At 63.5% G+C, this 20,580-nt stretch carries 16 protein-coding genes and 1 pseudogene; 5 read left to right on the top strand and 12 right to left on the bottom strand.

Translation table 11 applies throughout. The features are described 5' to 3' along the window. The first annotated feature begins 38 nt into the window (after nucleotides 1–38). Together G410_RS0106205 and G410_RS0106200 are read left to right on the top strand one after the other, a co-directional pair. Nucleotides 39–2,108: a dipeptidyl-peptidase 5 gene (locus G410_RS0106205; protein WP_028971136.1), complete on the top strand. Its 2,070-nt coding sequence runs from the start codon at nucleotides 39–41 to the stop codon at nucleotides 2,106–2,108. Between the two features lie 174 nt (nucleotides 2,109–2,282). Beyond that, a complete protein-coding gene (locus G410_RS0106200) occupies nucleotides 2,283–4,970 on the top strand; it encodes a valine--tRNA ligase (protein ID WP_022672788.1) in 2,688 nt (895 codons plus the stop codon). 21 nt (nucleotides 4,971–4,991) lie between these two features. On the opposite strand, the gene G410_RS0106195 is transcribed toward G410_RS0106200, so the two are convergent. The 5 genes from G410_RS0106195 to G410_RS0106175 all read right to left on the bottom strand — a co-directional run bounded on the left by G410_RS0106195 (nucleotide 4,992) and on the right by G410_RS0106175 (nucleotide 11,001). Beyond that, the gene (locus tag G410_RS0106195; RefSeq protein WP_022672787.1) at nucleotides 4,992–6,602 is read right to left on the bottom strand and encodes an ATP-binding protein; all 1,611 of its coding nucleotides are present in this window, start codon (nucleotides 6,600–6,602) and stop codon (nucleotides 4,992–4,994) included. A 184-nt stretch (nucleotides 6,603–6,786) separates the two neighbouring features. Beyond that, the gene (locus G410_RS0106190) at nucleotides 6,787–7,578 is read right to left on the bottom strand and encodes a TIGR02186 family protein (protein WP_022672786.1); all 792 of its coding nucleotides are present in this window, start codon (nucleotides 7,576–7,578) and stop codon (nucleotides 6,787–6,789) included. Next, complete coding sequence (locus tag G410_RS0106185) at nucleotides 7,575–8,489, bottom strand: sulfite exporter TauE/SafE family protein (RefSeq protein WP_022672785.1); 915 nt, start codon at nucleotides 8,487–8,489, stop codon at nucleotides 7,575–7,577. The genes G410_RS0106190 and G410_RS0106185 overlap by 4 nt, the downstream gene beginning before the upstream one ends. A gap of 80 nt (nucleotides 8,490–8,569) precedes the next feature. Continuing rightward, entirely contained in the window at nucleotides 8,570–9,631 is a 1,062-nt protein-coding gene (locus G410_RS17355) for a hypothetical protein (protein ID WP_022672784.1), read from the bottom strand. Next, nucleotides 9,628–11,001, bottom strand: coding sequence for a glycosyl transferase family protein (locus tag G410_RS0106175; RefSeq protein ID WP_022672783.1), 1,374 nt, complete (start codon nucleotides 10,999–11,001; stop codon nucleotides 9,628–9,630). The genes G410_RS17355 and G410_RS0106175 overlap by 4 nt, the downstream gene beginning before the upstream one ends. 132 nt (nucleotides 11,002–11,133) lie before the next feature. Between G410_RS0106175 and G410_RS0106170 the strand changes: the two genes are divergently transcribed. The 3 genes from G410_RS0106170 (at nucleotide 11,134) to G410_RS0106160 (ending at nucleotide 13,049) form a co-directional block, all read left to right on the top strand. After that, entirely contained in the window at nucleotides 11,134–11,658 is a 525-nt protein-coding gene (locus G410_RS0106170) for a hypothetical protein (protein ID WP_022672782.1), read from the top strand. 365 nt (nucleotides 11,659–12,023) lie between these two features. Beyond that, nucleotides 12,024–12,350 carry a hypothetical protein gene (locus G410_RS18195; protein WP_211214996.1) on the top strand — a complete coding sequence of 109 codons (327 nt, stop codon included), beginning with the start codon at nucleotides 12,024–12,026 and terminating at the stop codon, nucleotides 12,348–12,350. Between the two features lie 150 nt (nucleotides 12,351–12,500). Next, entirely contained in the window at nucleotides 12,501–13,049 is a 549-nt protein-coding gene (locus G410_RS0106160; protein WP_022672780.1) for a hypothetical protein, read from the top strand. Nucleotides 13,050–13,228: 179 nt separating this feature from the next. Here the strand turns inward: G410_RS0106160 and G410_RS18270 are convergent. The 7 genes and pseudogenes from G410_RS18270 to ubiB all read right to left on the bottom strand — a co-directional run bounded on the left by G410_RS18270 (nucleotide 13,229) and on the right by ubiB (nucleotide 20,576). Next, a pseudogene (locus G410_RS18270) lies at nucleotides 13,229–14,236 on the bottom strand (serine hydrolase domain-containing protein). A gap of 683 nt (nucleotides 14,237–14,919) precedes the next feature. Further along, nucleotides 14,920–15,795, bottom strand: coding sequence for an energy transducer TonB (locus G410_RS17350; protein WP_028971134.1), 876 nt, complete (start codon nucleotides 15,793–15,795; stop codon nucleotides 14,920–14,922). A gap of 275 nt (nucleotides 15,796–16,070) precedes the next feature. Beyond that, nucleotides 16,071–16,475: an MAPEG family protein gene (locus G410_RS0106140; protein ID WP_084489004.1), complete on the bottom strand. Its 405-nt coding sequence runs from the start codon at nucleotides 16,473–16,475 to the stop codon at nucleotides 16,071–16,073. A 48-nt stretch (nucleotides 16,476–16,523) separates the two neighbouring features. Further along, on the bottom strand, nucleotides 16,524–17,300 hold the full coding sequence (locus tag G410_RS0106135; RefSeq protein ID WP_022672775.1) for a HesA/MoeB/ThiF family protein: 777 nt from the start codon (nucleotides 17,298–17,300) through the stop codon (nucleotides 16,524–16,526). A 12-nt stretch (nucleotides 17,301–17,312) separates the two neighbouring features. Beyond that, nucleotides 17,313–17,762 carry a dUTP diphosphatase gene (gene dut, locus G410_RS0106130; protein WP_022672774.1) on the bottom strand — a complete coding sequence of 150 codons (450 nt, stop codon included), beginning with the start codon at nucleotides 17,760–17,762 and terminating at the stop codon, nucleotides 17,313–17,315. Continuing rightward, a complete protein-coding gene (locus tag G410_RS0106125; RefSeq protein ID WP_022672773.1) occupies nucleotides 17,743–19,023 on the bottom strand; it encodes a bifunctional phosphopantothenoylcysteine decarboxylase/phosphopantothenate synthase in 1,281 nt (426 codons plus the stop codon). The genes dut and G410_RS0106125 overlap by 20 nt, the downstream gene beginning before the upstream one ends. Then, a complete protein-coding gene (ubiB, locus tag G410_RS0106120) occupies nucleotides 19,020–20,576 on the bottom strand; it encodes a 2-polyprenylphenol 6-hydroxylase (protein ID WP_022672772.1) in 1,557 nt (518 codons plus the stop codon). Before ubiB ends, G410_RS0106125 begins: the two co-directional genes overlap by 4 nt. Nucleotides 20,577–20,580: the final 4 nt, after the last annotated feature.

Raw genomic sequence — 20,580 nt, 5'->3', positions numbered from 1 at the left:
GCTTGCCGCTGCTGGTGACCCGCCGTAGCGTGGGCCCCATGAACAAACTGCTTTACTCCGCCGCTGCCGCCGCGATTCTGGTCGCCGCCGCGCCATCCCCCGCCGCCGCCCGTGCCATGACCGAGATCGATCTGAACGCGATGAAGCGCCTCGGCGCGCCGGTCGTCTCGCCGGATGGCACCACCGCCGTCTATCAGGTCACCAGCACCGATATCGAGGATAACAGCCGCTCGACGCAGCTCTACAGCCTCGATCTGACGCAGCCCGAAGCGGTGCCGGTGCCGATCGCGGACCTGGCCGATGCCTCCGAAAGTTCGCCCGCTTTTGCCGCCGACGGATCGCTCTGGTTCATCAGCGACCAGTCCGGCAGCGATCAGGTCTGGCGGATGGGGGGTCCCGGCGCGGCGCCGGTTCAGGCCAGCGACGTGATGGCCCCGGTGGCGGGCTTCAAACTGTCGCCCGATGGCCGGCGCATCGCTTTGTGGAGCGCGATCCCGAAGGACTGCGCCAGCTTCGGCTGCCCCGCACCGCAAAAGCTGGCGGACGAGGCCAAGCAATCGGGCCGCGCCTATGACGAATATTTCGTGCGCCACTGGACCAGCTGGGCCACGCCGGGCACCTATAATCGCATCTTCGCCTTCGATGTGGTGAACGGCACGGTGACGGGTGGCGGCGTGGCGCTGGACGCCAATGTCACCGGCAATGCACCGACCGATCCGTTTGGCGGCGGAGAGGAAGTGAACTGGAGCGCGGACGGACAAACATTGTTCTACACGCTGCGCGAAACGGGCCGGATGGAGCCGCGCTCCACCGATACGGACATTTATGCCGCCGCCGCCGATGGCAGCACCCTGACCAATCTGACCGACGCCAATCAGGCGACCGACACCATGCCCACGCCGTCCCCCGATGGCCGCTGGCTGGCCTATGCCGCCATGGCGCGGCCCGGTTATGAGAGCGACCGGCTGGTGCTGATGCTGCGCGATCTGAGCAGCGGCACGACGCAGGCGATCACCAATGGCTGGGACCGCTCGGTCTCCTCCATCGCCTGGGCACCGGACAGCAGCCACATGATCGTGACCGCGCAGGACACGCTGGATCATCCCGCCTTCATGGTCGCGCTGGACGGCACCGTCTCCCGCCTCACGCAGCGCGGCAGCATCGGCGATACCATGCCGCTGGCCGATGGCTCGATGCTCTATACCAAGAACTCGATCCAGGCCCCGAACGACCTGTTCCGCATGCTGCCCGGCGGAAACGAGCGGCAGCTGACGGCGGTGAACGCCGATCTGTTCCGGCAGATCGATCCCGTCGCGGTGGAGCGGTTCAGCTTCAAGGGTGCAGATGGCGACACCGTCTGGGGGCAGGTGATCAAGCCGGACGGGGCGCCCAAGGGCACGCCGACGGCCTATCTGGTGCATGGCGGGCCGCAGGGCAGTTTCGGCGACGGCTGGAGCTTCCGCTGGAATCCGAAAATCTTTGCCAGCCACGGGCTGTCCACCGTTACCGTCGATTTCCACGGCAGCACGGGATATGGCCAGGCCTTCACGGACTCGATCAACAAGGATTGGGGCGGCAAGCCGCTCACCGATCTGAAACTGGGCCTCGCCGCCGCCGCCAAGTTCGATTCCTCCGTCACGCCGGACAATGCCTGCGCGTTGGGGGCCAGCTATGGCGGCTATATGATGAACTGGTTCATGGGGCAGTGGCCGGATCAGTTCAAATGCATCGTCAACCATGCCGGCCTGTTCGACATGCGCGCCTTTTATTACTCCACCGAGGAGCTGTGGTTCCCCGAATGGGATTTCGGCGGCCCCTATTATGAGCAGAGCGCGCTGTACGAAAAATGGAACCCGGTGCACCATGTCACCGCGTGGAAAACGCCGGTGCTGTTCACCCATGGCGAAAAGGATTTCCGCATCCCCTACACCCAGTCGCTGATGGGCTTCACCGCGGCGCAGCGGCAGGACATTCCATCCAAACTGCTGGTGTTCCCGGAGGAAAGCCACTGGATCAACAAGCCGCAGAACAGCATCCAGTGGCACCGCAATGTGTTTGCCTGGCTGGACAAATGGCTTGGCCGGGATGGCGCGCCGGTAGCGAGATAACGAACGTCATTGCGAGGAGCCGCAGGCGACGCGGCAATCCAGAGTAGGTGCAGCGCGGTAACGGCTCTGGATCGCTTCGCTGCGCGCGCAATGACGCGTTTTAGTTCGGATCGGTAACGCCCAGCCGACAATGGAGCGTTGCGATGCGGCATCGGCGCTGGCATTGCTCATCCCATGACCGACGAACAAAAAACGCTGCCCAAAACCTTCGATCCGGCCGAGCTGGAAACGCGCTGGTATGCGCATTGGGAGAAGAACGGCCTGTTCCGCCCCGAACGCGGCGATGCCGAGCCGTTCACCATCGTCAATCCGCCGCCGAACGTTACCGGCGTGCTGCATATCGGCCATGCGCTGGACAATACGCTGCAGGACATCATGGTCCGTTATGAGCGGCTGCGCGGCAAGGACGCGCTGTGGGTGGTCGGCACCGATCATGCCGGCATCGCCACGCAGATGGTGGTCGAGCGCAACATGGCTGCACAGGGCGAGAAGCGCACCGATCTCAGCCGGCAAGACTTCATGGCCCGCGTCTGGGCGTGGAAGGACGATAGCGGCGGCCAGATCACCCGCCAGCTGCGGCGTCTGGGTTGCTCGATGGACTGGAGCCGCGAGCAGTTCACCATGGACCCGCATTTCTCGAAGGCGGTGACGCATGTGTTCGTGGAGCTGCACAAACGCGGGCTGATCTACCGCGACAAAAGGCTGGTGAACTGGGACCCGGCGCTCAAGACCGCGATCAGCGATCTGGAGGTCGAGACGCGCGAGGTGCAGGGCAAGTTCTGGCATTTCCGCTATCCGCTGGCAGACGGCGCGAAAACGGCGGCGGGCGCGGACCATATCGTGGTGGCGACCACGCGGCCCGAGACGATGCTCGCCGACATGGCGGTGGCCGTGCACCCGACCGATGAGCGCTATGCCTCGCTGGTCGAAGCGGGCGCCAAGGTCGTGCTGCCGATCACCGGACGGCGCATCCCGATCGTGGCGGACGAGCATGCCGATCCCGAACTGGGTTCGGGCGCGGTGAAGATCACGCCGGGGCATGATTTTAATGACTTCGACGTAGGCCGGCGCGCCGGGATTGCGGCTGCGGACATGTTCAACATGCTGGATGCCGAGGCGATGCTGGTGCAGGTTTCGGACGGCGCGATCCCGGACGACTATATCGGCATGGACCGGTTCGATGCGCGCAAGAAAGTCGTCGCGGCGATGGACGAGCTTGGCCTGCTCGGCGAGGTCGAGGACCGCGTGATCCAGACGCCGTTCGGCGATCGCGGCGGCGTGGTGATCGAGCCCTGGCTGACCGATCAATGGTATGTCGATGCCGAAAAACTTGCCGGCCCCGCAATGGACGCGGTCCGCTCGGGCGACGTCGAGATCGTACCGAAGAGCTGGGAAAAGACTTATTTCAACTGGATGGAGAATATCCAGCCCTGGTGCGTCAGCCGCCAGCTGTGGTGGGGCCACCAGATCCCAGCCTGGTATGGCCCCGACGGCACGCCCTATGTCGCGGAAACGCCGGAAGAGGCGCAGGCGGAAGCGGGCGAGGGCATTGCGCTCACGCGCGACCCAGACGTGCTCGACACCTGGTTCTCCTCCGCGCTGTGGCCCTTCGCCACGCTCGGCTGGCCGGTTGACGGCGCGCCGCTGGTGCAGAAACATTACCCCAATGATCTGCTGATTTCCGGCTTCGACATCCTGTTCTTCTGGGATGCGCGGATGCTGATGCAGGGGATCGAGTTCATGGGCACGCCGCCGTGGAAGCGATTGTACCTGCATGGGCTGGTGCGCGCGGCGGACGGCTCCAAGATGAGCAAGTCCAAGGGCAATACGGTCGATCCGCTGGGGCTGATCGATCAATATGGCGCCGATGCGCTGCGCTTCTTCATGGCGGCGATGGAAAGCCAGGGCCGCGACATCAAGATGGATGAGGGCCGGGTCGAGGGCTATCGCAACTTCGCGACCAAGCTGTGGAATGCCGCGCGCTTCTGCGAATTCAACGGCATCGGCGGCAGCGACACCGTTGCTGCGCCGGACGCGACGCTGGCGGTCAATCGCTGGATCATCGGCGAAGTGACGGAGACGGTCGCCAGGCTGGACCGGGCGCTGGCCGATCTGCGCTTCGATGCCGCTGCGGACGCAATCTACCATTTCGTGTGGGACCGCTTCTGCGACTGGTATCTGGAGCTGATCAAGCCCGTCATGGGCGGCGATGATGCCGAACAGGCGGACGAAACCCGCCGCGTGGCCGGCTGGGCGTTCGATCAGATCCTGGTGATGCTGCACCCGTTCATGCCGTTCGTGACCGAGGAACTCTGGCACGCCATGGGCGCGCGCGGAGAGCATCCGTTGATCACGGCCAAATGGTGCGACACACAAGCGGACGTGGATGACGCGGCCAAACGCGAGGTCGAGTGGATGATTACGCTGGTGCGCGAGCTGCGCGCAGCGAAATCGGAGCTGGGCATTCCGCCCGGCACGCGGATGACCGCCTATGCCGCCGATGCCAGCGCCGATGTGACGGCGCTGGTGGAGCGGCAAGGCGCAACGATCGACCGCCTGGCGCGGCTCGATGCGGTGCACTTCACGGATGCGCCCGCCGGCGCGGCGATCCAGATCATCGTCGACGGCACCACCTTTGCCTTGCCGCTGGACGGCGTGATCGATCTCGAGGCCGAACGCACGCGCCTCACCAAGGCGCGGGAGGCAGCGCTGAAGGAGCGCGATTCGCTGGCCAAGCGGCTCGGCAATCCGCAGTTCGTGGAAAAGGCCAAGCCCGAGGCGGTGGCCAAGGCGCAGGCCGATCATGACGAGAAAGCATCGGAAGCGGAGCGGCTCGAAGCGGCGCTCGCGCGGCTGGGCTAGCCAGCCGGTGTGGCCGGGGGCCTAGCGCCCCTGGCTGCGCCAGCGCTTCACGATGCGCGGCGTCATGTCTTCCTCGCCGCCGGACGTCTGCCATAATTCGGAGAAGATCGGATCGTCCGAGGCCGGGCGCTTGTCTTCCTCCAGCGTGTCGAGCGCGACGCGTATGGGAATGGCCACACCCTCTCCGCAGACAATGCATTCGCGGTTGCGCAGCGCCGGGATGGAATCCAGAAATCCGCGCGATCCTTCGGGCATGGCCGCGCGCACAAACGCCTGATCGCGGTCATTGTTCAGCCGCATCGAGATGATGGTGCCGCACTGCGACAGCACGCCTTCGCTCAGATCCGATGGGCGCTGCGTGATCAGGCCCAGCGAGACGCCATATTTGCGCCCTTCCTTGGCGATGCGGCTGAGCACATCGCGCACCGCGCTGTGCTGCATGGTCGCATCATTGGGGATGTAGCGATGCGCTTCCTCGCAGACGAGGAGGATGGGCCGCTGCGGTTCATTGCGGGACCAGATGGCATAATCGAACACCAGCCGGCTGAGCACGGCGACCACGGTGGAGGTGATGTCCGACGGCACGCCCGATACATCGATGATGGAGATCGGCTTCCCGCCGCCCGGCAGGCGGAAGATCTTGGTGATGAACTGCGCCATCGTATCGCCCACCAGCATGCCGGAGAACATGAAGCCGTATCGCGGATCGTTCTTCATCTCTTCGATCTTGGTCTTCAGGCGCATGAACGGCGCGCTGGAGGTGGCCTTGTCCAGCTTGCCCATCTCGTTCTGCAGAATGTTGAGCAGATCGGACAACAGATAGGGGATCGGGCTGTCCACGGTCAGCCTGCCGATGGAATCGGCGATGCGGTTTTTCTGGCGCGCCTGCAGCAGGCAGCGGGCGAGGATGTCCATGTCCGTCTGCCGCTCATTGCCGCGCGTGGTGACGAACACCTCGCAATGCTCCTCGAAGTTCATCAGCCAATAGGGCATGGCGATATTGTTGACGTCGAAGATCTTGCCGTTCGATTTGAACGCGGCGGAATATTCGCCATGCGGATCGATCATCACGATATGGCCTTCGGGTGCCTTTTCGCAAATCCGGTGCAGGATCAGCGCGGCGGCCGTCGATTTACCGGTACCGGTGGAACCGAGCAGCGCAAAATGCTTGCCGAGCATGGCATCGATATACAGTGCGCCGCGAATATCGGCGGTGGGAAAGACCGTGCCGATCTCGATATTGGCGCGCGCATCGGCGGCATAGACCTGCTTGATGTCCTGCGAGGTGACGGCATAGACCTGCGATCCCGGTACGGGATAGCGGGTGACGCCGCGGCGGAACTGGTAGATCCGCCCGGTCAGCTTTTCTTCCTCGCCCTCGCCCAGAAAATCGACCTGGCCGACGATCGCCCGCTCGTCATCGCTGCACAGCTTTTGCGTGCGGATATTGGCGAGCAGCCAGCTGTCGTTGACGCGGATTTTCACTTGGCTGCCGACCTGGCCGGCCATGGCCAGGCTGCTGTCATTGCTGGAAGACAGCGCCCGCAGCTTCTCGGCATCGAGCAGGATCGAGGAGGCCGATCCGTCGATTTCCGCCACATAGCCGATCGCGATGTCGGTGCTGGGCCGCATGGCTGCTGCAGCGCCCGGCTTTTTCAGTGCATCCGGGTGCAAGACAGGCCCGCGAACTTCTTGAGATTTCTCGAAATTCTGTCCGCTCATGTCCACGCAAGGCACCCGTTACTGTTACTGGCGATCTTGCGTGATAGGCCCGGGGTCTAAACAAAGCCTTAGCGTGGCCGTGCGCAACGGGCGCTTATTGTCTGCGCTGGAACAGCACGCCCGCCAGCCAGCCCAGGCCCAGCGACAGCAGGATGGCGGCCAGCCCGTAGAGAAAGCCATAGCGATCGGCAGCCAGCGAGATGAACTGTTCCACGCCGCGCTTTGCCACCACGACTTCGGTCTCCTCGGCCGCCTGCACCTTGCCGTTGCGCACGAGATAGGTGCTGGCATCATAGCGCCCCTCCGGTACGCTGGCGGGAATGGCGATGCGCGCGCTGTATAGAAGCTTCTGCGAAATCTCGACGCTTCCGGTCGATTGCGCGAAGCGGCCATCGGCCATGTTGGTGGCGATCAGGCCATCGCGAAAGCGCAGCTGCTCCTGCGTATCGCCCACCTGCAGCGGGGAAAGCTGCAGATGCTTGAGCCCGATTTCATACACATAGGCTTCACGGTCATCCATGATGTCAGCGATGGGCCGGGAGGAGGCGACAGCATAAAAGCTTGGCGCGGTGCGATAGCTGTTCGATTCCGCATTGACCCAGATCAGCCCGCCGAGCTTGGCCTTTTCCCGCACGGTAATGGGCGTTCGCGGCCCCTCGATCACCACCACGATGTCGATCTGGCCATCGGGTATGCGGCCGCCCGGATAGGCGATGGCGCCGAACAGCAGCAGCTCTGCGCCGGTAAAACCGGACCGCAGTTCGATCTGATGCTGGCTGACGTCGGGCACCAGGATCGGCGCCTGGCCCTGCTGCTGCGCGGCGGCGGGCGCGGTGGTGCCGACCAGCAACAGGCTCGCCAGCGCGCAGGCGGGCCGCCAGCTCATAGCGGCTGCACCGTAAAGATCTCCGCCGGACGCCAGCCAAGGCCGATCACCATCCGCAACGCCACCAGCAGAACGATGCAGGACAAGGCGAGGCGCAGATATTCGGGCGGCAGTTTCTGCGCGAACCGCGCGCCGATCTGCGCACCGGTGACGCTGCCGACCAGCAGGAACAGGGCCAGCACGATGTCCACCGCATGGGTGGTGACCGAGTGCATCATGGTGGAGGCGATGGTGACGAACAGGATCTGGAACAGCGATGTGCCGACGACCACGCGCGCGCCCATGCCCAGAATATACAGCATGGCCGGCACCATGATGAAGCCGCCGCCCACACCCAGCAACATGGTCAGCACGCCGGTCAGAAAGCCCAGGATCAACGGGGCGATGGGGGAAATATAGAGGCCGGAACGGTAGAAGCGCCAGCGCCAGGGCAGGCTGGCGACCAGCGGATGGTGCCGCCGCTTGCGCGCGGGCAGGGGCTTGCCGCTGCGCAGCGCGCGCACGCTGCGCCAGCTTTCCAGCGCCATGGAGGTGCCGATCCCGCCCAGCATGACCACATAGATGATGTTGATGACGGTATCGATCTGGCCCAGCTCGGTCAGCAGCGCGAACAGCCCCGCGCCCGCGCCGGTGCCGAAGATGCCGCCGAAAACGAGCACGCCGCCCATGCGGAAATCCACGCCGCCGCGCTTGAGATGCGCGAAGATGCCCGAGACGCTGGCCCCGGTCACCTGGCTGGAGGCCGACGCGGCGGCCACGGTGGGGGGAATGCCGTAGAAAATCAGCAGAGGCGTGGTCAGGAAGCCGCCGCCCACGCCGAACATGCCCGACAGGAAGCCGACCAGCGCGCCAAGTGCGATGATGACAAAGCCGTTCACGGCGAGATTCGCGATCGGCAGATAAATGTCCACGGGAACCAGACCTCCGGGCCTTCGCGTAGACCCGTTGTGCGCCGCGATAAAGCGTCAGGCGCGTGCGCGGGAAAAGTTTTTCAATATTGCGCGGCGATCGTGAGCGCCGGTCCACTGCCGGGCGCGGCGGCCCCGGCCATGCGAAAGCGATAGTCCGCAGACATGGCCAGGGTCAGCGCGCCGACCGGCAGGCGCAGGGCCAGGCGCGGCCCGATGTCCAGGCGCTGGACGTCCTGCGTCCCGCCAGACCAGGCCCCGCCGCCAAGCGACAGCGCCGTCGGCCCGGCGGCGGCCACGGTCCGCATGACGCTGGCCTGTCCGTCATAGAAGCCGTGGAGGCCATTCTGCCGATACAGCCCGGCCTGCCCATAGAGCTCCAGCGCGAAGTCCGCCGGCAAGGCGATGGGCGGCGGACCACCGGCCATATAGGCGATGGCGGTGCCGATCCCGTCGGCGCGCCGGCGGTATTCCGCCGCGACCGACAGACCGCGCGTCGGCGTCCAGCGCAGGCCTGCGCCCGGTTCCAGCGACTGCGGATCGTCTGGGGCATAGCTGAGCCTGGAGAGGATCTCGATCGGTGTCCCGTTCACGGCAGCGACGGGCAAAGCCGCGATCGCGCCCGCCTGCGATCCGCCATAGCGCGTGCCGGTGATCGCGGCAGGGCCTCTGCCGGCACGGTAAAAACCATAGGCATAGAGATTGAAATATCGGCGCGGGCTGGCCGGGCCGTGGTCCTGAAAAACCGTCCGCGTTTCCGGCACGGCAGGCGCGGCGACCATCTGGACGCCGGGCGCGTGCGCACCGTTTGCAAGAAAAGGCGCGTCCGGTGTGCGCGGACCCGACCGGCCCTGCGCGGCATCGGCTGCGGCGATCCGGGGGCCGAGGCGCGCAGGCGTCTCGCCGCCATAATCGCGCCCGGCGGGGTCCTGGGCTATGCCCGCAGCTGCCGCGATCGGCCTGGCCGGCATGGTGTCTGGGTCGCCGTGGACCAGCGTGCGCCCGGTCCGCGATATCGGCGGGGACTTTATACCCGCCCGGTCCGCATGATGTTCCCAGGACAGCAGGACCAGCCGTGCGCCGATCCATAGAACCAGCAGCAGCATCATGGACCGCAGCGGCCGCCCTCGCGTCGGCCGCATCATGGTTCCGGGTCCGCCGGGAAATAATGGCTGGTCTTTTCCCAGCGCAGCCGCGCCCCGAAGCAATAGGCGACATATTGGCGCAGCGCGCGCGACGCGGCGGCAATGGCGATCAGATTGCCGATCAGCAGCCGCGGCGGGCACCACAGCGTCTCGCGCCAGCCATAAACCCGGCCGACCAGCGAGCATCGCACGGCCAGCCGCCAGAGAAGCGCGCAAAAGGTGAGCGCGACGAGCCATGTCGCATCCGAGCTGAGGCCCTGCGGACGGTAACCGGCGGGCCAGAACGCCGACAGCCACAAGGGGATAGTGAGCGCGGCGGTGACATAGGCTATCAGCACCAGGAAGGCGTCAAAGATGCTGCGCCGGTCGCGCAGCCGCATCCAGCATTCGGCCGGGTGGCGGGTCCAGCCGAGCCGGTCCCACCCGGCCAGGGCGATACCGCTCAGCCAGCGTGCCTTCTGCCGCGCGCTTTGCACGAACTGGCCGGGAAAACAGCATTGGGTGCAGATCAGGCTGCCGTCGCGCCCGGTGACGTGCATGATCGCCTGCCGTCCGCCAAGCTGGCGGATCTTGAGGCCCAGCTCATAATCCTCGGTCAGGCTTTCGGCATCGAACGGACGGCCCTGTTCGCGGCCCGCAATGGTTTCCAGCATGGCGCGCGCAAAGGCGCAGCCTACCCCGGCGGAGGGCAGGCCCGCGCCAAGCCAGCTGCGCACCACCAGCTGCTTGTCATGCGCCTCCACAAATTCATCGCGATAATGCCCGCTGACGAGGGGTGAGCCGGGGATCGGCACGGCCCGCACCGGTAGCTGGATGAGATCCAAATCGTCCATCAACCGGTCGAACAGGATCAGTTCGTCGGCATGGACCAAGTCTTCGGCATCGTGCAGCACGACCGCCTTCACCGTCTGCACATGGCTCCGTTCGAAGGCCAGCAGGGCGTTCCAGAGATTGTTGAGGCAATCGGCCTTGGTGGTGGGGCCGGGCAGGGGGTTGATCACCGGTTCCAGCTGCGGATTGCCGGCGGCCAGCGCCGCAACCGCGTGCAGCGTGGCCGGATCATTGGGATATACCCCGGCAAAGATGCGATAGGGCTGCCCCTCCCACTGCCGCGCGCAGTTGGACAGCATCTGCGCGCACACGGCGCTTTCGTCCCACAGCGGCAGAAAGATCGCGATCAGACCCGGCGTGGGTGAGGGCGGAATGTGCGCCAGCTGTACCGGCACCGCCCGCCGCCACGGACGGCCGCGCTGCACGACCCATAGCAGATCGATCGCCATATCGTCGATCGCACCGAGCAAGAACCAGATGCCGCAAAACAGCAGCAACTCATGCTGGGTGGCTTCGACCCAGCTGAGCCATTCCCCCATAAATTCCCCCCGGAATTGGAGGTAAATCACTCCAAAATGGAGAAACTGTCAAATATTTTTTCGATGATCGCGCCATCGCAAAACTGACTTGAAGCGGCGATAGAATAGCGGGTCGCACAAGAGGATATTGCCATGTACCGCCTGCTTCCACTCGCCGCCTTTCCGTTGCTGCTGCTTGGCTGTAGCGACGTCGATGAGGGCACCACGGTGACCACCGTGAACAGCGAACAGTCCGGGGAAGCGGAGACGGTGATCGAGGCGGACAATGGCTGGCGGCTCGCCGCCTCGCAAAGCGCGGGCGCAACCGCCGTCTATACCGAAGCCGGGGCCGCCAGCGGCACCGTCTCCATTTCCTGCCCGATCCGCAATCTGATGGAGGTCAGCCTGGCGGGCGCGCAGCCGCTCGGCAATGGCGAAGCCGTGACGGTCAGCTTCGGCGCAGGCGATGGCATCGCGCTCAACGTGGTGCCCACCATCGATCGCAGCGCAACCGGCAATGCCATTCCCGGCGGCATGAAGGCCGCCGGACCCAAGCCGGAGGGACTGGACGGCATGATGCAGTCCGGCGATGTCGCCCTGCGCTATGGCAGCAAAACCTACGGTCCTTATCCCGCCCTCCCGGAAAATATCCGCATGCGCCTGCTCAGCGAATGCTGACAAAATTTCCGGTTTGAGACGGTCCGGGTCGTTCCTGCCACAATCCTGTCATGATGGAGCCAATGGCTTGCAGGCGGCTTGAGCGACCGTTGCCGGGGGAATGGACGTTCACCGACCTTTTACCAAAGATACGGTACTGCGCCGGGATGTTATCGCTGGCACAATTTCAGTGTACGCTGCTCAGTCTTGTGCTCCTGTCGAGTTGCGCAACCGATACTCGCAGCATCCAGCTCGCTGATATCGATTTTCGGGACATGCGAGCCGTACAGGACGTCCGAAGTGGGTTAAGCCCTAAGGACGGCGTTGCCTTTGCGAACTATGTTGTCAGGCATAGAAGTTCATCTTCCAGATTTTGCGGTCGATTATTGACCGGACTGGATGGCAGGCAGCCCGAAACGGTTGGAGAGGCGATCGATCTGGCAAAAGCGCGAGAGTTGGAAGAGCGCGCCGCTGCCGAGATACAAAGCAGACCCAAACATCCTCTCGAACTGGCTCAGATCGAGTGGGACGAGCTCATCGCAGAGCGGGACATATTGATCGATGAGCAGACACTTCTTCGGGCCGAGCATGGACCGGCGGCGGAACGAAGCATCGAATGGACATCGATCCAGACGAAAATGACCGAGATCGAAGACCGCCTTCTGGCAATCAAGCCAAAGCTATACGGACTGGAGCAGACAGACGGCAATTAGCTCGCGGTCGCGAGACGCCTGGGTGAATCGCACCGATCATCATAGCGTTCGAGCCGATCATCATGACGTACCACGGGCGGGGCGGCCTTTTTGGGCAAAATCACACCACGCCAACAGCGCTAGACATGCCACCACTGCCTACGGCACGGTATGTTCCTGACCAAGATGATTTGCCTTGCCGCCGCCGCCCTTGTTTCCGGCTGTGCGCCGATGACATCGGGCGATGCGCCCGTCACCGCCGGCCATGCGCCAACCTCCGTTTCCGCCCCACAGGATGTGGCGCTGGATGCGCTGGCGGCGCGCTATGTGACATTGCAGCTGGCCATTGGCGCGCAGGAAGACGGCTATATCGATGCCTATTATGGCCCGGCGGCGTGGCGAGACGCGGCGGAGGCCGATCCCGCCGGCAAGCCGGACCTGTTGGCGCGCACGATCGCGCTGCGTGCTGCCATCAACGCGGCTGCACCGAAGGATGCGGTGGGGCGGCGGCGCGCGACATGGCTGGCCGCGCAATTGAGCGCGGCGCAAACGCGGCTGCGGATGATGATGGGCGAGAAACTGTCCTTCCAGGACGAAGCGGAGGGTCTGTTCGGCGTGATGCAGTCCGGCGATGTCCCCCTGCGCTATGGCAGCAAAACCTACGGTCCTTATCCCCCCCTCCCGGACAATATCCGCATGCGCCTGCTCAGCAAATGCTGAATAGGCCGGTGCGCTGAAACTATTGGGACCAAGTCTGCTTTAGGGAACTGTACGACTACAGGGAACGTCTTAGATTGGGGTGGGTTTGCGACTGTCCGGTTTTAATGCGATCATTTCAGACAGCGGACGATCCGAATTCCTGCTCCAGCGGGAAAATTGTGAGAAAGTTGAAAAGCCAATCACTCGATTTCGCCGAATAAACGGTCAGACCACGCGTATATCATTCGGTCGCAGGCCATGTCGCGCGTCGCAATGCAGATGAATGTGAGCTCATCCTCCGGAAATCTCTGCGCCGCCACGTTCATTCCATATCCGAAGCCACCATGCCCCCAGAGTGGGTGCTTTCCCCCCTGAGTGACAAAGCCCAAGCCGTACCACCCAGTCTCGTTAGATTGAGTAGCAAACGCGAGCGTGTTGCTCGACAACAGCACGTCCGACCTGAGGGCATTGAGAAATCGCAGTAGGTCGGTCGCACTTGCCACGCCGCCCCCGGCCGCCGAACCGCGCCATGGAAGCACATCGGTCGCGGCGAGAAATTCGGGCTCGCTTTCGAAAAAGGTTGTATAGCCGACGGGAACATCCGCGATATGCTCCAAGTCTGGAAACGACGCATGCGTCATTCCAGCCGGGTCGAAAACATTCTACTGGATGAAATTCTGATAGTACTGTCCTGATACTCGCTCAATCACCGCGCCAAGCAGAATGAAGCCGTAATTTGAATAATCGAACTTGCTGCCTGGTGGAAAATCAGGCGCACGGCTGCCGTTTAGCTTGATCAGATCATCAATGGTCCGGACCCACGCCCGGTTAGCGCCGTCCTCACGCTGAAGGATGCCGTCCTCACCAGTCCCTCCACGGTGGCTCAGCAACTGCCTGATCGTTACCTTCGCCATTTCACTGTTCGGATAATTCGGCAAGTAACGGGAAAGCGGAGCGTCCAGTTCGACTTGGTCTTTCTCGACAAGCTGCAAGATACTCACCGCGGTGAACATCTTGCCGGCGGATGCCAAAAACATCGGTGTCTCAAGAGTGATTGGCCGCGCGTCGTTTTTGCTGAAGGTCCCTGCCGTATAGGTCCACGGCTCCTCCCCATCGCGCGCCACGATCATGGATCCAGCGAAGCTATCCAGCCCCGCCAATCGATCCGCGATGTCCCGAGTGGCCGCTAGCGTCCGCGCCTCGGACATAGCAAAAGGCTGGAGCTTGAAGTTCTCGAGCGTCTCCCCATTATCTGCTACTGCAAAGCTCACACGGAAAAGAGCCGGAAAGCATCGTTGGCTTAAAAGAGCGCGAAAGGACTCGTCGCTGTCGTTTTCAATTCGCGCTAGGTCGAACCCACAGGTTTCCGCACGCATATTCCGAGCGGTTAGCGCATCGGCATCACCTAGATGGTCTCCATAAAACTTCTGGATTGTCGCTTTGTCACCTGAATTGAAGGCGGTGAGCCAATTTCCCAAATGGTTTGCTGCAGGTTCGGCGGCCACACTTGCGGACATGCAGGTGAGTAACAAAACGCCGAGCGCCTTCACAATTCTCATCATACGTCCCTCCAGAAGTGTTTTCGATAGCATCAAATGAAGCCCATCATGCTTCGAATTTCCGGCGTAAAAAAATTGATGGCATCAGCTTTGGGCGGCTTAGGCCGTTAACTCGCCCAGCCACACTGCTAACGATGCAAACGGCTGCTCATCGGCAGCCTCATCAATAGCTTCAAAAGTCCGCTTTCGGGTCGTCAGCCGCCTTACCGCTTCTGACGTGCGCCCCCAGCTTTTCTCCAGCTGGGACTAGAGCCGGGCCACGTTGTTGCGCATGAGCGCGGTTGAAGCAGGCCATTGCTTTTGCAGTTCAGCGGCGAACGCCAGGGCGATCGTCAATAAGGCATTTCGAAGCGCACGGTACTGAGAAAATAGCCGGTCATCGGCTGGCCTTCGCTATCGCGCGCGGGTTCGAATGTCGCGCGTTTGCGGATGGTGGCGCAGGTGACATCGCGAAAGGCATCGCCCTCTGTCCCGCCCTGAATATTGCAGTCGGCAACCTTGCCATCAGGACCGACGGTCAGCCGGAAGTGAACGATGCCCTGACCGCCTTTGCGCAGCATATCGGACGGATAATCTTTTGAGGTTATCCATCTGACCGGTTCGTTGATCGGCTTGGGATTGTGCGTGCGGGCGGCATAGCGTTCGGCGTCCACACCCCAATGCGTCACCAGCTCTTTCAGGCACTGGTTGAAGGCCCGATAAGGTTTGCCGAGTGCGCCTGTCTCCAGCTTCACCGGGCGGTGGAACGGGGCATCGAACCAAAGATAGGTCGCCTTGTCGGCTTCATCGAGATCGGCCTGCGCATCCGCCTGTTCCGCCGCGCTGTCGAAGAGGCCCTCATCGGATTCCACCGACGGGTCCCGATCCTTCTCGGGCCGGATATAGAGGCCGTCTGCAGCGATCAGGGCGGGCGTCTCGCCGAGATTTCCCTGGAAAAACATGATGTCCTGCGGTTCCGCGCCATCATGGAACCGTATGGCGACGTCACCGCGACCCGGCAGGCGTTTCATCATGGCACCCGACAGCGTCATGCTCATGCGCGGCGATGGCGAATAGCGGGTCAGCAGCAGAACGACCTTATCGTCGCCTTCGCCAAAGGCGCGGGCAAGCTTGCAGGATGTCGGCGAATAATCGAGCTGCCAGTTGGAGCTGGGCGGCAGGATTTGCGCCTCCTTGGCCGCGCTTGCCGCTGTGCTAGCGAGCAGCATCCCCGTCCATGCGGCGCCCGCGATCGCCCTACGCGACCCAAAGTTCGTCTTCATCAAATCTGGCGCTCCCCCACCGATTGCGATCATGCAATGATGGAAAGGATCAGATCAAATATGACCGGGTAGGGCAAGGCAATTTCACGTCATGGGAGCAAAAAGCCTATTGTGCTTTGCTGCCGGGTTGCACCTGTCTACTTTGTTATATTATTACGCTGCGTTGACATCGAACCGTGGCCACTTTGTCAACTTTGCGCAGGATCATTACCTATCGTCGCTCAGCCATTCTGGGTCACCACCTTGAACAGAATCCAGCCGATCAGCGCTACCATGACGGCCCAGGTGGCGATTACGCCCAGGGCGCGCAGCTTGGGTGGACCACCCTCATGCTTCTGGTGCAGGCCTATGATATGGGCGGCGCGCGCGCCGAGGAAGACCACGGCCAGCGCGGTGAGCGCCCAGTGATTGGCGTCGCTCAATTCCAGCACCCCGATCATCAGGATGACGATGGGCGCATGTTCGGCCAGGTTGCCGTGGGACCGGCTGGCGGCGATAAGCCTGTCGTCCTCACCCATCCCGAACGCCCGCTTTGTGCGGAAACGGCTGCGCACCGTGGCGAGCGCGGTGGCCAGCAGCATGATGGCGCAGATGGCGGCGGTCAACGCGGTAACAGGTAAGGTCATGATGGCGGGGCCCCGGAGATGATCGTGCGGGGCAGGCTATGCGGCTTTTCAGGCGGCGGCAAGCGATCCGCAGGTCTTGCAGGCCGGGTCCTTGGGCAGACGCATCGTATACATGTCCGGCTTCAGCCCGTCATAGACGTGCAGCTTGCCTTTGGCGTCTTCTCCAAATCCGGTGATGGCGCGGATCGCCTCCATCGCGCCGAAGCTGCCGACGAGCCCGCAGAGCGCGCCAAGCACGCCCTGATCGGCGCAGGTGTCGCAATCGTCCGCATCATGGGCATCGCCCACGAAGCAGCGGTAACAGGGCGCGTCGGGCAGATGGCCGTAGAAGCTGCCGACCTGCCCCTGAAACATGCCGATCGCAGCGGACACCAGCGGAATGCGCGCGGCCACGCAGGCGTCGGATACGATGAGGCGCGTCATGAAATTGTCGGTGCCGTCCAGAACGATGTCGGGCTGCGTGTCGGCCAGAAGAGGCGCGATATTGTCCGCCGTGATCGCCTCGGTAATGGCGGCCACCGCTACGTCAGGATTGAGCCGCGCCACGGCCGCCGCCGCCGTTTCGGCCTTGGGCGCACCGATATCGCCGGTCCCGTAAAGCGGCTGGCGTTGCAGGTTGGACAGCGAGATCTGGTCATGATCGATGATCGACAGCCGCCCCACGCCAGCCGCTGCCAGATACTGGACCGCCGGACAGCCGATCCCGCCAGCGCCCACCACCAGCACATGGGCGGCCAGCAGCGCTTTCTGTCCAGCGCCGCCCACTTCGCGCAGCACGATGTGCCGGGCATAGCGGTCCAGTTGATCGTCGGTGAGGCTGGTCATGCAATCAGGCGGTCAGACCCCAGTGGAGCCAAAGCCGCCGTCTCCGCGCTGGGTATCGTCAAGCTCGTCCACCTCAACCAGCGTACCGCGCTGCACCGGTGCGACCACGAATTGCGCAATCCGGTCGCCCCGCGCGATCACGAAGTCCGCGTCTCCATGGTTGGCCAACAGCACCTTCATCTCTCCGCGAAAGTCGCTGTCGATCGTGCCAGGCGTGTTGAGCACGCTGATCCCGCGCTTGAACGCAAGGCCGGAACGCGGGCGGACCTGTATCTCATAGCCGGGCGGTATGGCCGCCGCGAAGCCCGTGGCGATCAGGGCGCGGGCGCCCGGCGCCAAAGTGGCGTCTTCGGCGGCCGAAACGTCCATGCCTGCCGCGCCCGCCGTTTCATAGCGCGGCAAGTCAAGACCCTCGCCGTGGGGCAGGCGCTTGATCGCAATGTCAATCGGTTCGAAGCGCATCGGCCACTTTCTCCATCAATTTGCGCGCGACGGTGCTCTTGGGCGCGCTGGCCCAGTCTTCCACCCCGCTCTGCGTTACCAGATGCACGGCATTGTCGCTGCCGCCCATGACATCGCCGGACACATCATTGGCGACGATCCAGTCGCAGCCTTTCCGCGCCAGCTTGGATTGCGCATGGGCGACCACATCATGGGTTTCGGCCGCGAATCCGATCAGCAGACCCGGACGATGATCGCTCCGGGCGAGGCCCGCCAATATGTCCGGGTTCTCGGCCAAGGCGAGCGGGGCAGGGCCGGTACCCGACTTTTTGATCTTGCGATCGGTTTCTTCCGCAGCGCGCCAGTCGGCCACGGCGGCCACCAGAATGGCTGCATCCATCGGCAGAGCCTCTTCAACAGCCGCCTGCATCTCCCGCGCGGTGTCCACGTCGATGCGGATAACACCGGCGGGCGTGGCCAGATTGACCGGCCCGGCGATCAGCGTCACATTCGCACCCATATTGGCGGCGGCTTCGGCGATCGCGAAGCCCTGTTTGCCAGAGCTGCGATTGGCGATGTAGCGCACCGGATCGATCGGCTCATGCGTGGGCCCGGCGGTGACCAGTACGCGCTTGCCGTGCAATGGCCGGTGGCTGTCCGGCGCAAAGGCGGGCTGGCCGGCCAGCGGGTCGGCAGGTTCGGTCGTCGGTGCATGCGGCTGGGCGAGCGCTGGATCGAAGCCGATGCCGAGCTTTGCGCAGATACGCCGTGCGATCGACGGCGGCTCGGGCAGACGCCCGGGCCCAAACTCACCACAGGCCATGGACCCGCTGTCCGGTTCCATCACGTCTACGCCGTCCGCCGTAAGCTGAGCCCGGTTGCGCGCCGAGGCGGGATGGTCCCACATCCGTACGTTCATGGCTGGCACGGCGAGCACGGGCTTGTCGGTGGCAAGCAGTACGGTGGTCGCCAGATCGTCGCAGATGCCGGCCGCCATCTTGGCCAGCAAATTGGCGGTGGCCGGGCAAATGACGATGAGGTCGCTCTGGCGGGACAGCTGGATATGGCCGATCTCGCGTTCGTCTTTCAGATCGAACATGTCCGAATAGACCTGATCCTCCGTCATCACGCCCATGGACAGCGGTGTGACGAATTCGTACGCGGATTTGGTCATCAGCGCGCGCACGGCAATGCCTTGCCGCCGGAGCAGGCGCACCAGTTCCAGCGATTTATAGGCGGCGATACCACCACCAACGATGAGGAGGATGGATTTCTGGCTCATACGCTTAGACCTATCCACCACATGCCGGCCGCGCCAGCGGCAGCGGCGACCAAGGCTGTTGCGACATAGCGCAAGCCGGCGCCGCGCGGACGGTCGCGGTCCCAGATCAGCTTGATCTCCGGCAATGGCGGCGGGGGCGGGGCGCCGCCCTTGTTCGGCAGCGTGTCGTCCAATCGGCGGATGAGATCGGGGATCAGGCCCAGCGTTTGTACGTTGCGGCGAATGGCATCGGCGGCGGCGGCTTCCGGCCCCAGCTCGGTGCGGATCCATTCGCGCACGAATGGGGCGGCGGTGTCCCACATATTGATGCCGGGATCGAGTGAGGTGGCCACGCCTTCCACCATCACCATCGTCTTCTGCAGCAGCAGCAGATGTGGCTGCGTCTGCATGTCGAAATCGCGCGTGATGGCAAACAGGCCGTCCAGCATCATGCCGACGGACAGCTCACTCACTGGCTTGCCGCGCATCGGTTCGCCCACGGCGCGCAAGGCGGTTGCGAACTCTTCGAGATTATGATGGGCCGGCACATATTGCGCCTCGAAATGAATCTCGGCCACCCGGCGATAATTGCCGGTAATCAAGCCGTAGAGGATTTCGGCCAGCCAGAAACGTGCCTTGCGATCGATCCGGCCCATGATGCCGAAATCGATGGCCACGATCGTGCCGTCGGCGCGCACCAGCAGATTGCCCTGGTGCATATCTGCGTGAAAAAAGCCTTCGCTGATCGCCTGTCGCAAAAAGGCATGGACCAGCCGGTTGGCAAGCAGGTGTGGATCATGCCCGGCGGCGCGCAGCTTCTCGCGATCGGCGATCTTGACCCCGTCGACCCAGTCCAGCGTCAGCACCTTGCCAGCCGTCCGGTCCCAATCGATCTCCGGCACCTCGTAAAAGGCCTCGGACTGCATCGCGTCTTTCAGTTCGCTGGCCGAGGCGGCTTCGCGGCGCAAATCCAGCTCTCGCATGGTCCAGCGCTTGAAATTGGCGATGATGAGGCGCGGGCGCAGACGCGCGGCCTCCCCGCCAAAGGCTTCCAGATGGGCTGCGGCCCATTCATAGGTTTCGATATCGCGCAGGAAGCGCTTGTCGATGCCCGGACGCTGCACCTTTATGGCGACGGTCCGGCCATCGGTGGTTACCGCCTTATGCACCTGCGCAATCGAAGCGGAGCCGATGGGATCGGGGTCGATCGACTGGAAATGCTTGTTCAGCGGCGCATCCAGTGCGCGCTCGATCTGTTCGCAGATCTTGTCGAACGGCTCGGGCGGCAGGCTGTCCTGGAGGTTCAGCAGATTATGCGTGGCCTCTTCGCCAACCAGGTCGGGCCGCGTGGCCAGGGTCTGGCCAAGTTTGATCGCGGCGGGACCGATCTCGCGAAAAGCCGCGGCATAGTCAGGCGTTTTGGGCTGCACCGTGCCGAAGCGCGCAATCCGGCAGAGGCGGCGCACCGGCAGCGGCGTCTGGCGTGCCGTCTCGATATCGCGCAGCGCCCCGTGGCGCGCGAGGATACGGCCCCATTTCAAAAGGCGGAAGATGTGGGTGCGCGCGGCGGTCATGTCT

The sequence above is a fragment of the Novosphingopyxis baekryungensis DSM 16222 genome (assembly GCF_000420305.1).
In the GTDB taxonomy this organism is placed as follows: domain Bacteria; phylum Pseudomonadota; class Alphaproteobacteria; order Sphingomonadales; family Sphingomonadaceae; genus Novosphingopyxis; species Novosphingopyxis baekryungensis.
The sequence above is the reverse complement of the archived record's forward strand: the minus strand, read 5'-3'. Positions and strand labels throughout refer to the sequence as shown.

What these genes read in the sequence shown, in the direction of transcription:
- G410_RS0106140 (WP_084489004.1), bottom strand. Translation starts at nt 16,475, where the DNA reads ATGACCTTACCTGTTACCGCGTTGACCGCCGCCATCTGCGCCATCATG.
- G410_RS0106195 (WP_022672787.1), bottom strand. Translation starts at nt 6,602, where the DNA reads ATGCGGCCCAGCACCGACATCGCGATCGGCTATGTGGCGGAAATCGAC.
- G410_RS0106190 (WP_022672786.1), bottom strand. Translation starts at nt 7,578, where the DNA reads ATGAGCTGGCGGCCCGCCTGCGCGCTGGCGAGCCTGTTGCTGGTCGGC.
- G410_RS0106175 (WP_022672783.1), bottom strand. Translation starts at nt 11,001, where the DNA reads ATGGGGGAATGGCTCAGCTGGGTCGAAGCCACCCAGCATGAGTTGCTG.
- G410_RS17350 (WP_028971134.1), bottom strand. Translation starts at nt 15,795, where the DNA reads ATGCTGCTCGCTAGCACAGCGGCAAGCGCGGCCAAGGAGGCGCAAATC.
- ubiB (WP_022672772.1), bottom strand. Translation starts at nt 20,576, where the DNA reads ATGACCGCCGCGCGCACCCACATCTTCCGCCTTTTGAAATGGGGCCGT.
- G410_RS0106205 (WP_028971136.1), top strand. Translation starts at nt 39, where the DNA reads ATGAACAAACTGCTTTACTCCGCCGCTGCCGCCGCGATTCTGGTCGCC.
- dut (WP_022672774.1), bottom strand. Translation starts at nt 17,762, where the DNA reads ATGCGCTTCGAACCGATTGACATTGCGATCAAGCGCCTGCCCCACGGC.
- G410_RS0106135 (WP_022672775.1), bottom strand. Translation starts at nt 17,300, where the DNA reads ATGACCAGCCTCACCGACGATCAACTGGACCGCTATGCCCGGCACATC.
- G410_RS0106200 (WP_022672788.1), top strand. Translation starts at nt 2,283, where the DNA reads ATGACCGACGAACAAAAAACGCTGCCCAAAACCTTCGATCCGGCCGAG.
- G410_RS0106160 (WP_022672780.1), top strand. Translation starts at nt 12,501, where the DNA reads ATGTTCCTGACCAAGATGATTTGCCTTGCCGCCGCCGCCCTTGTTTCC.
- G410_RS0106170 (WP_022672782.1), top strand. Translation starts at nt 11,134, where the DNA reads ATGTACCGCCTGCTTCCACTCGCCGCCTTTCCGTTGCTGCTGCTTGGC.
- G410_RS0106125 (WP_022672773.1), bottom strand. Translation starts at nt 19,023, where the DNA reads ATGAGCCAGAAATCCATCCTCCTCATCGTTGGTGGTGGTATCGCCGCC.
- G410_RS17355 (WP_022672784.1), bottom strand. Translation starts at nt 9,631, where the DNA reads ATGATGCGGCCGACGCGAGGGCGGCCGCTGCGGTCCATGATGCTGCTG.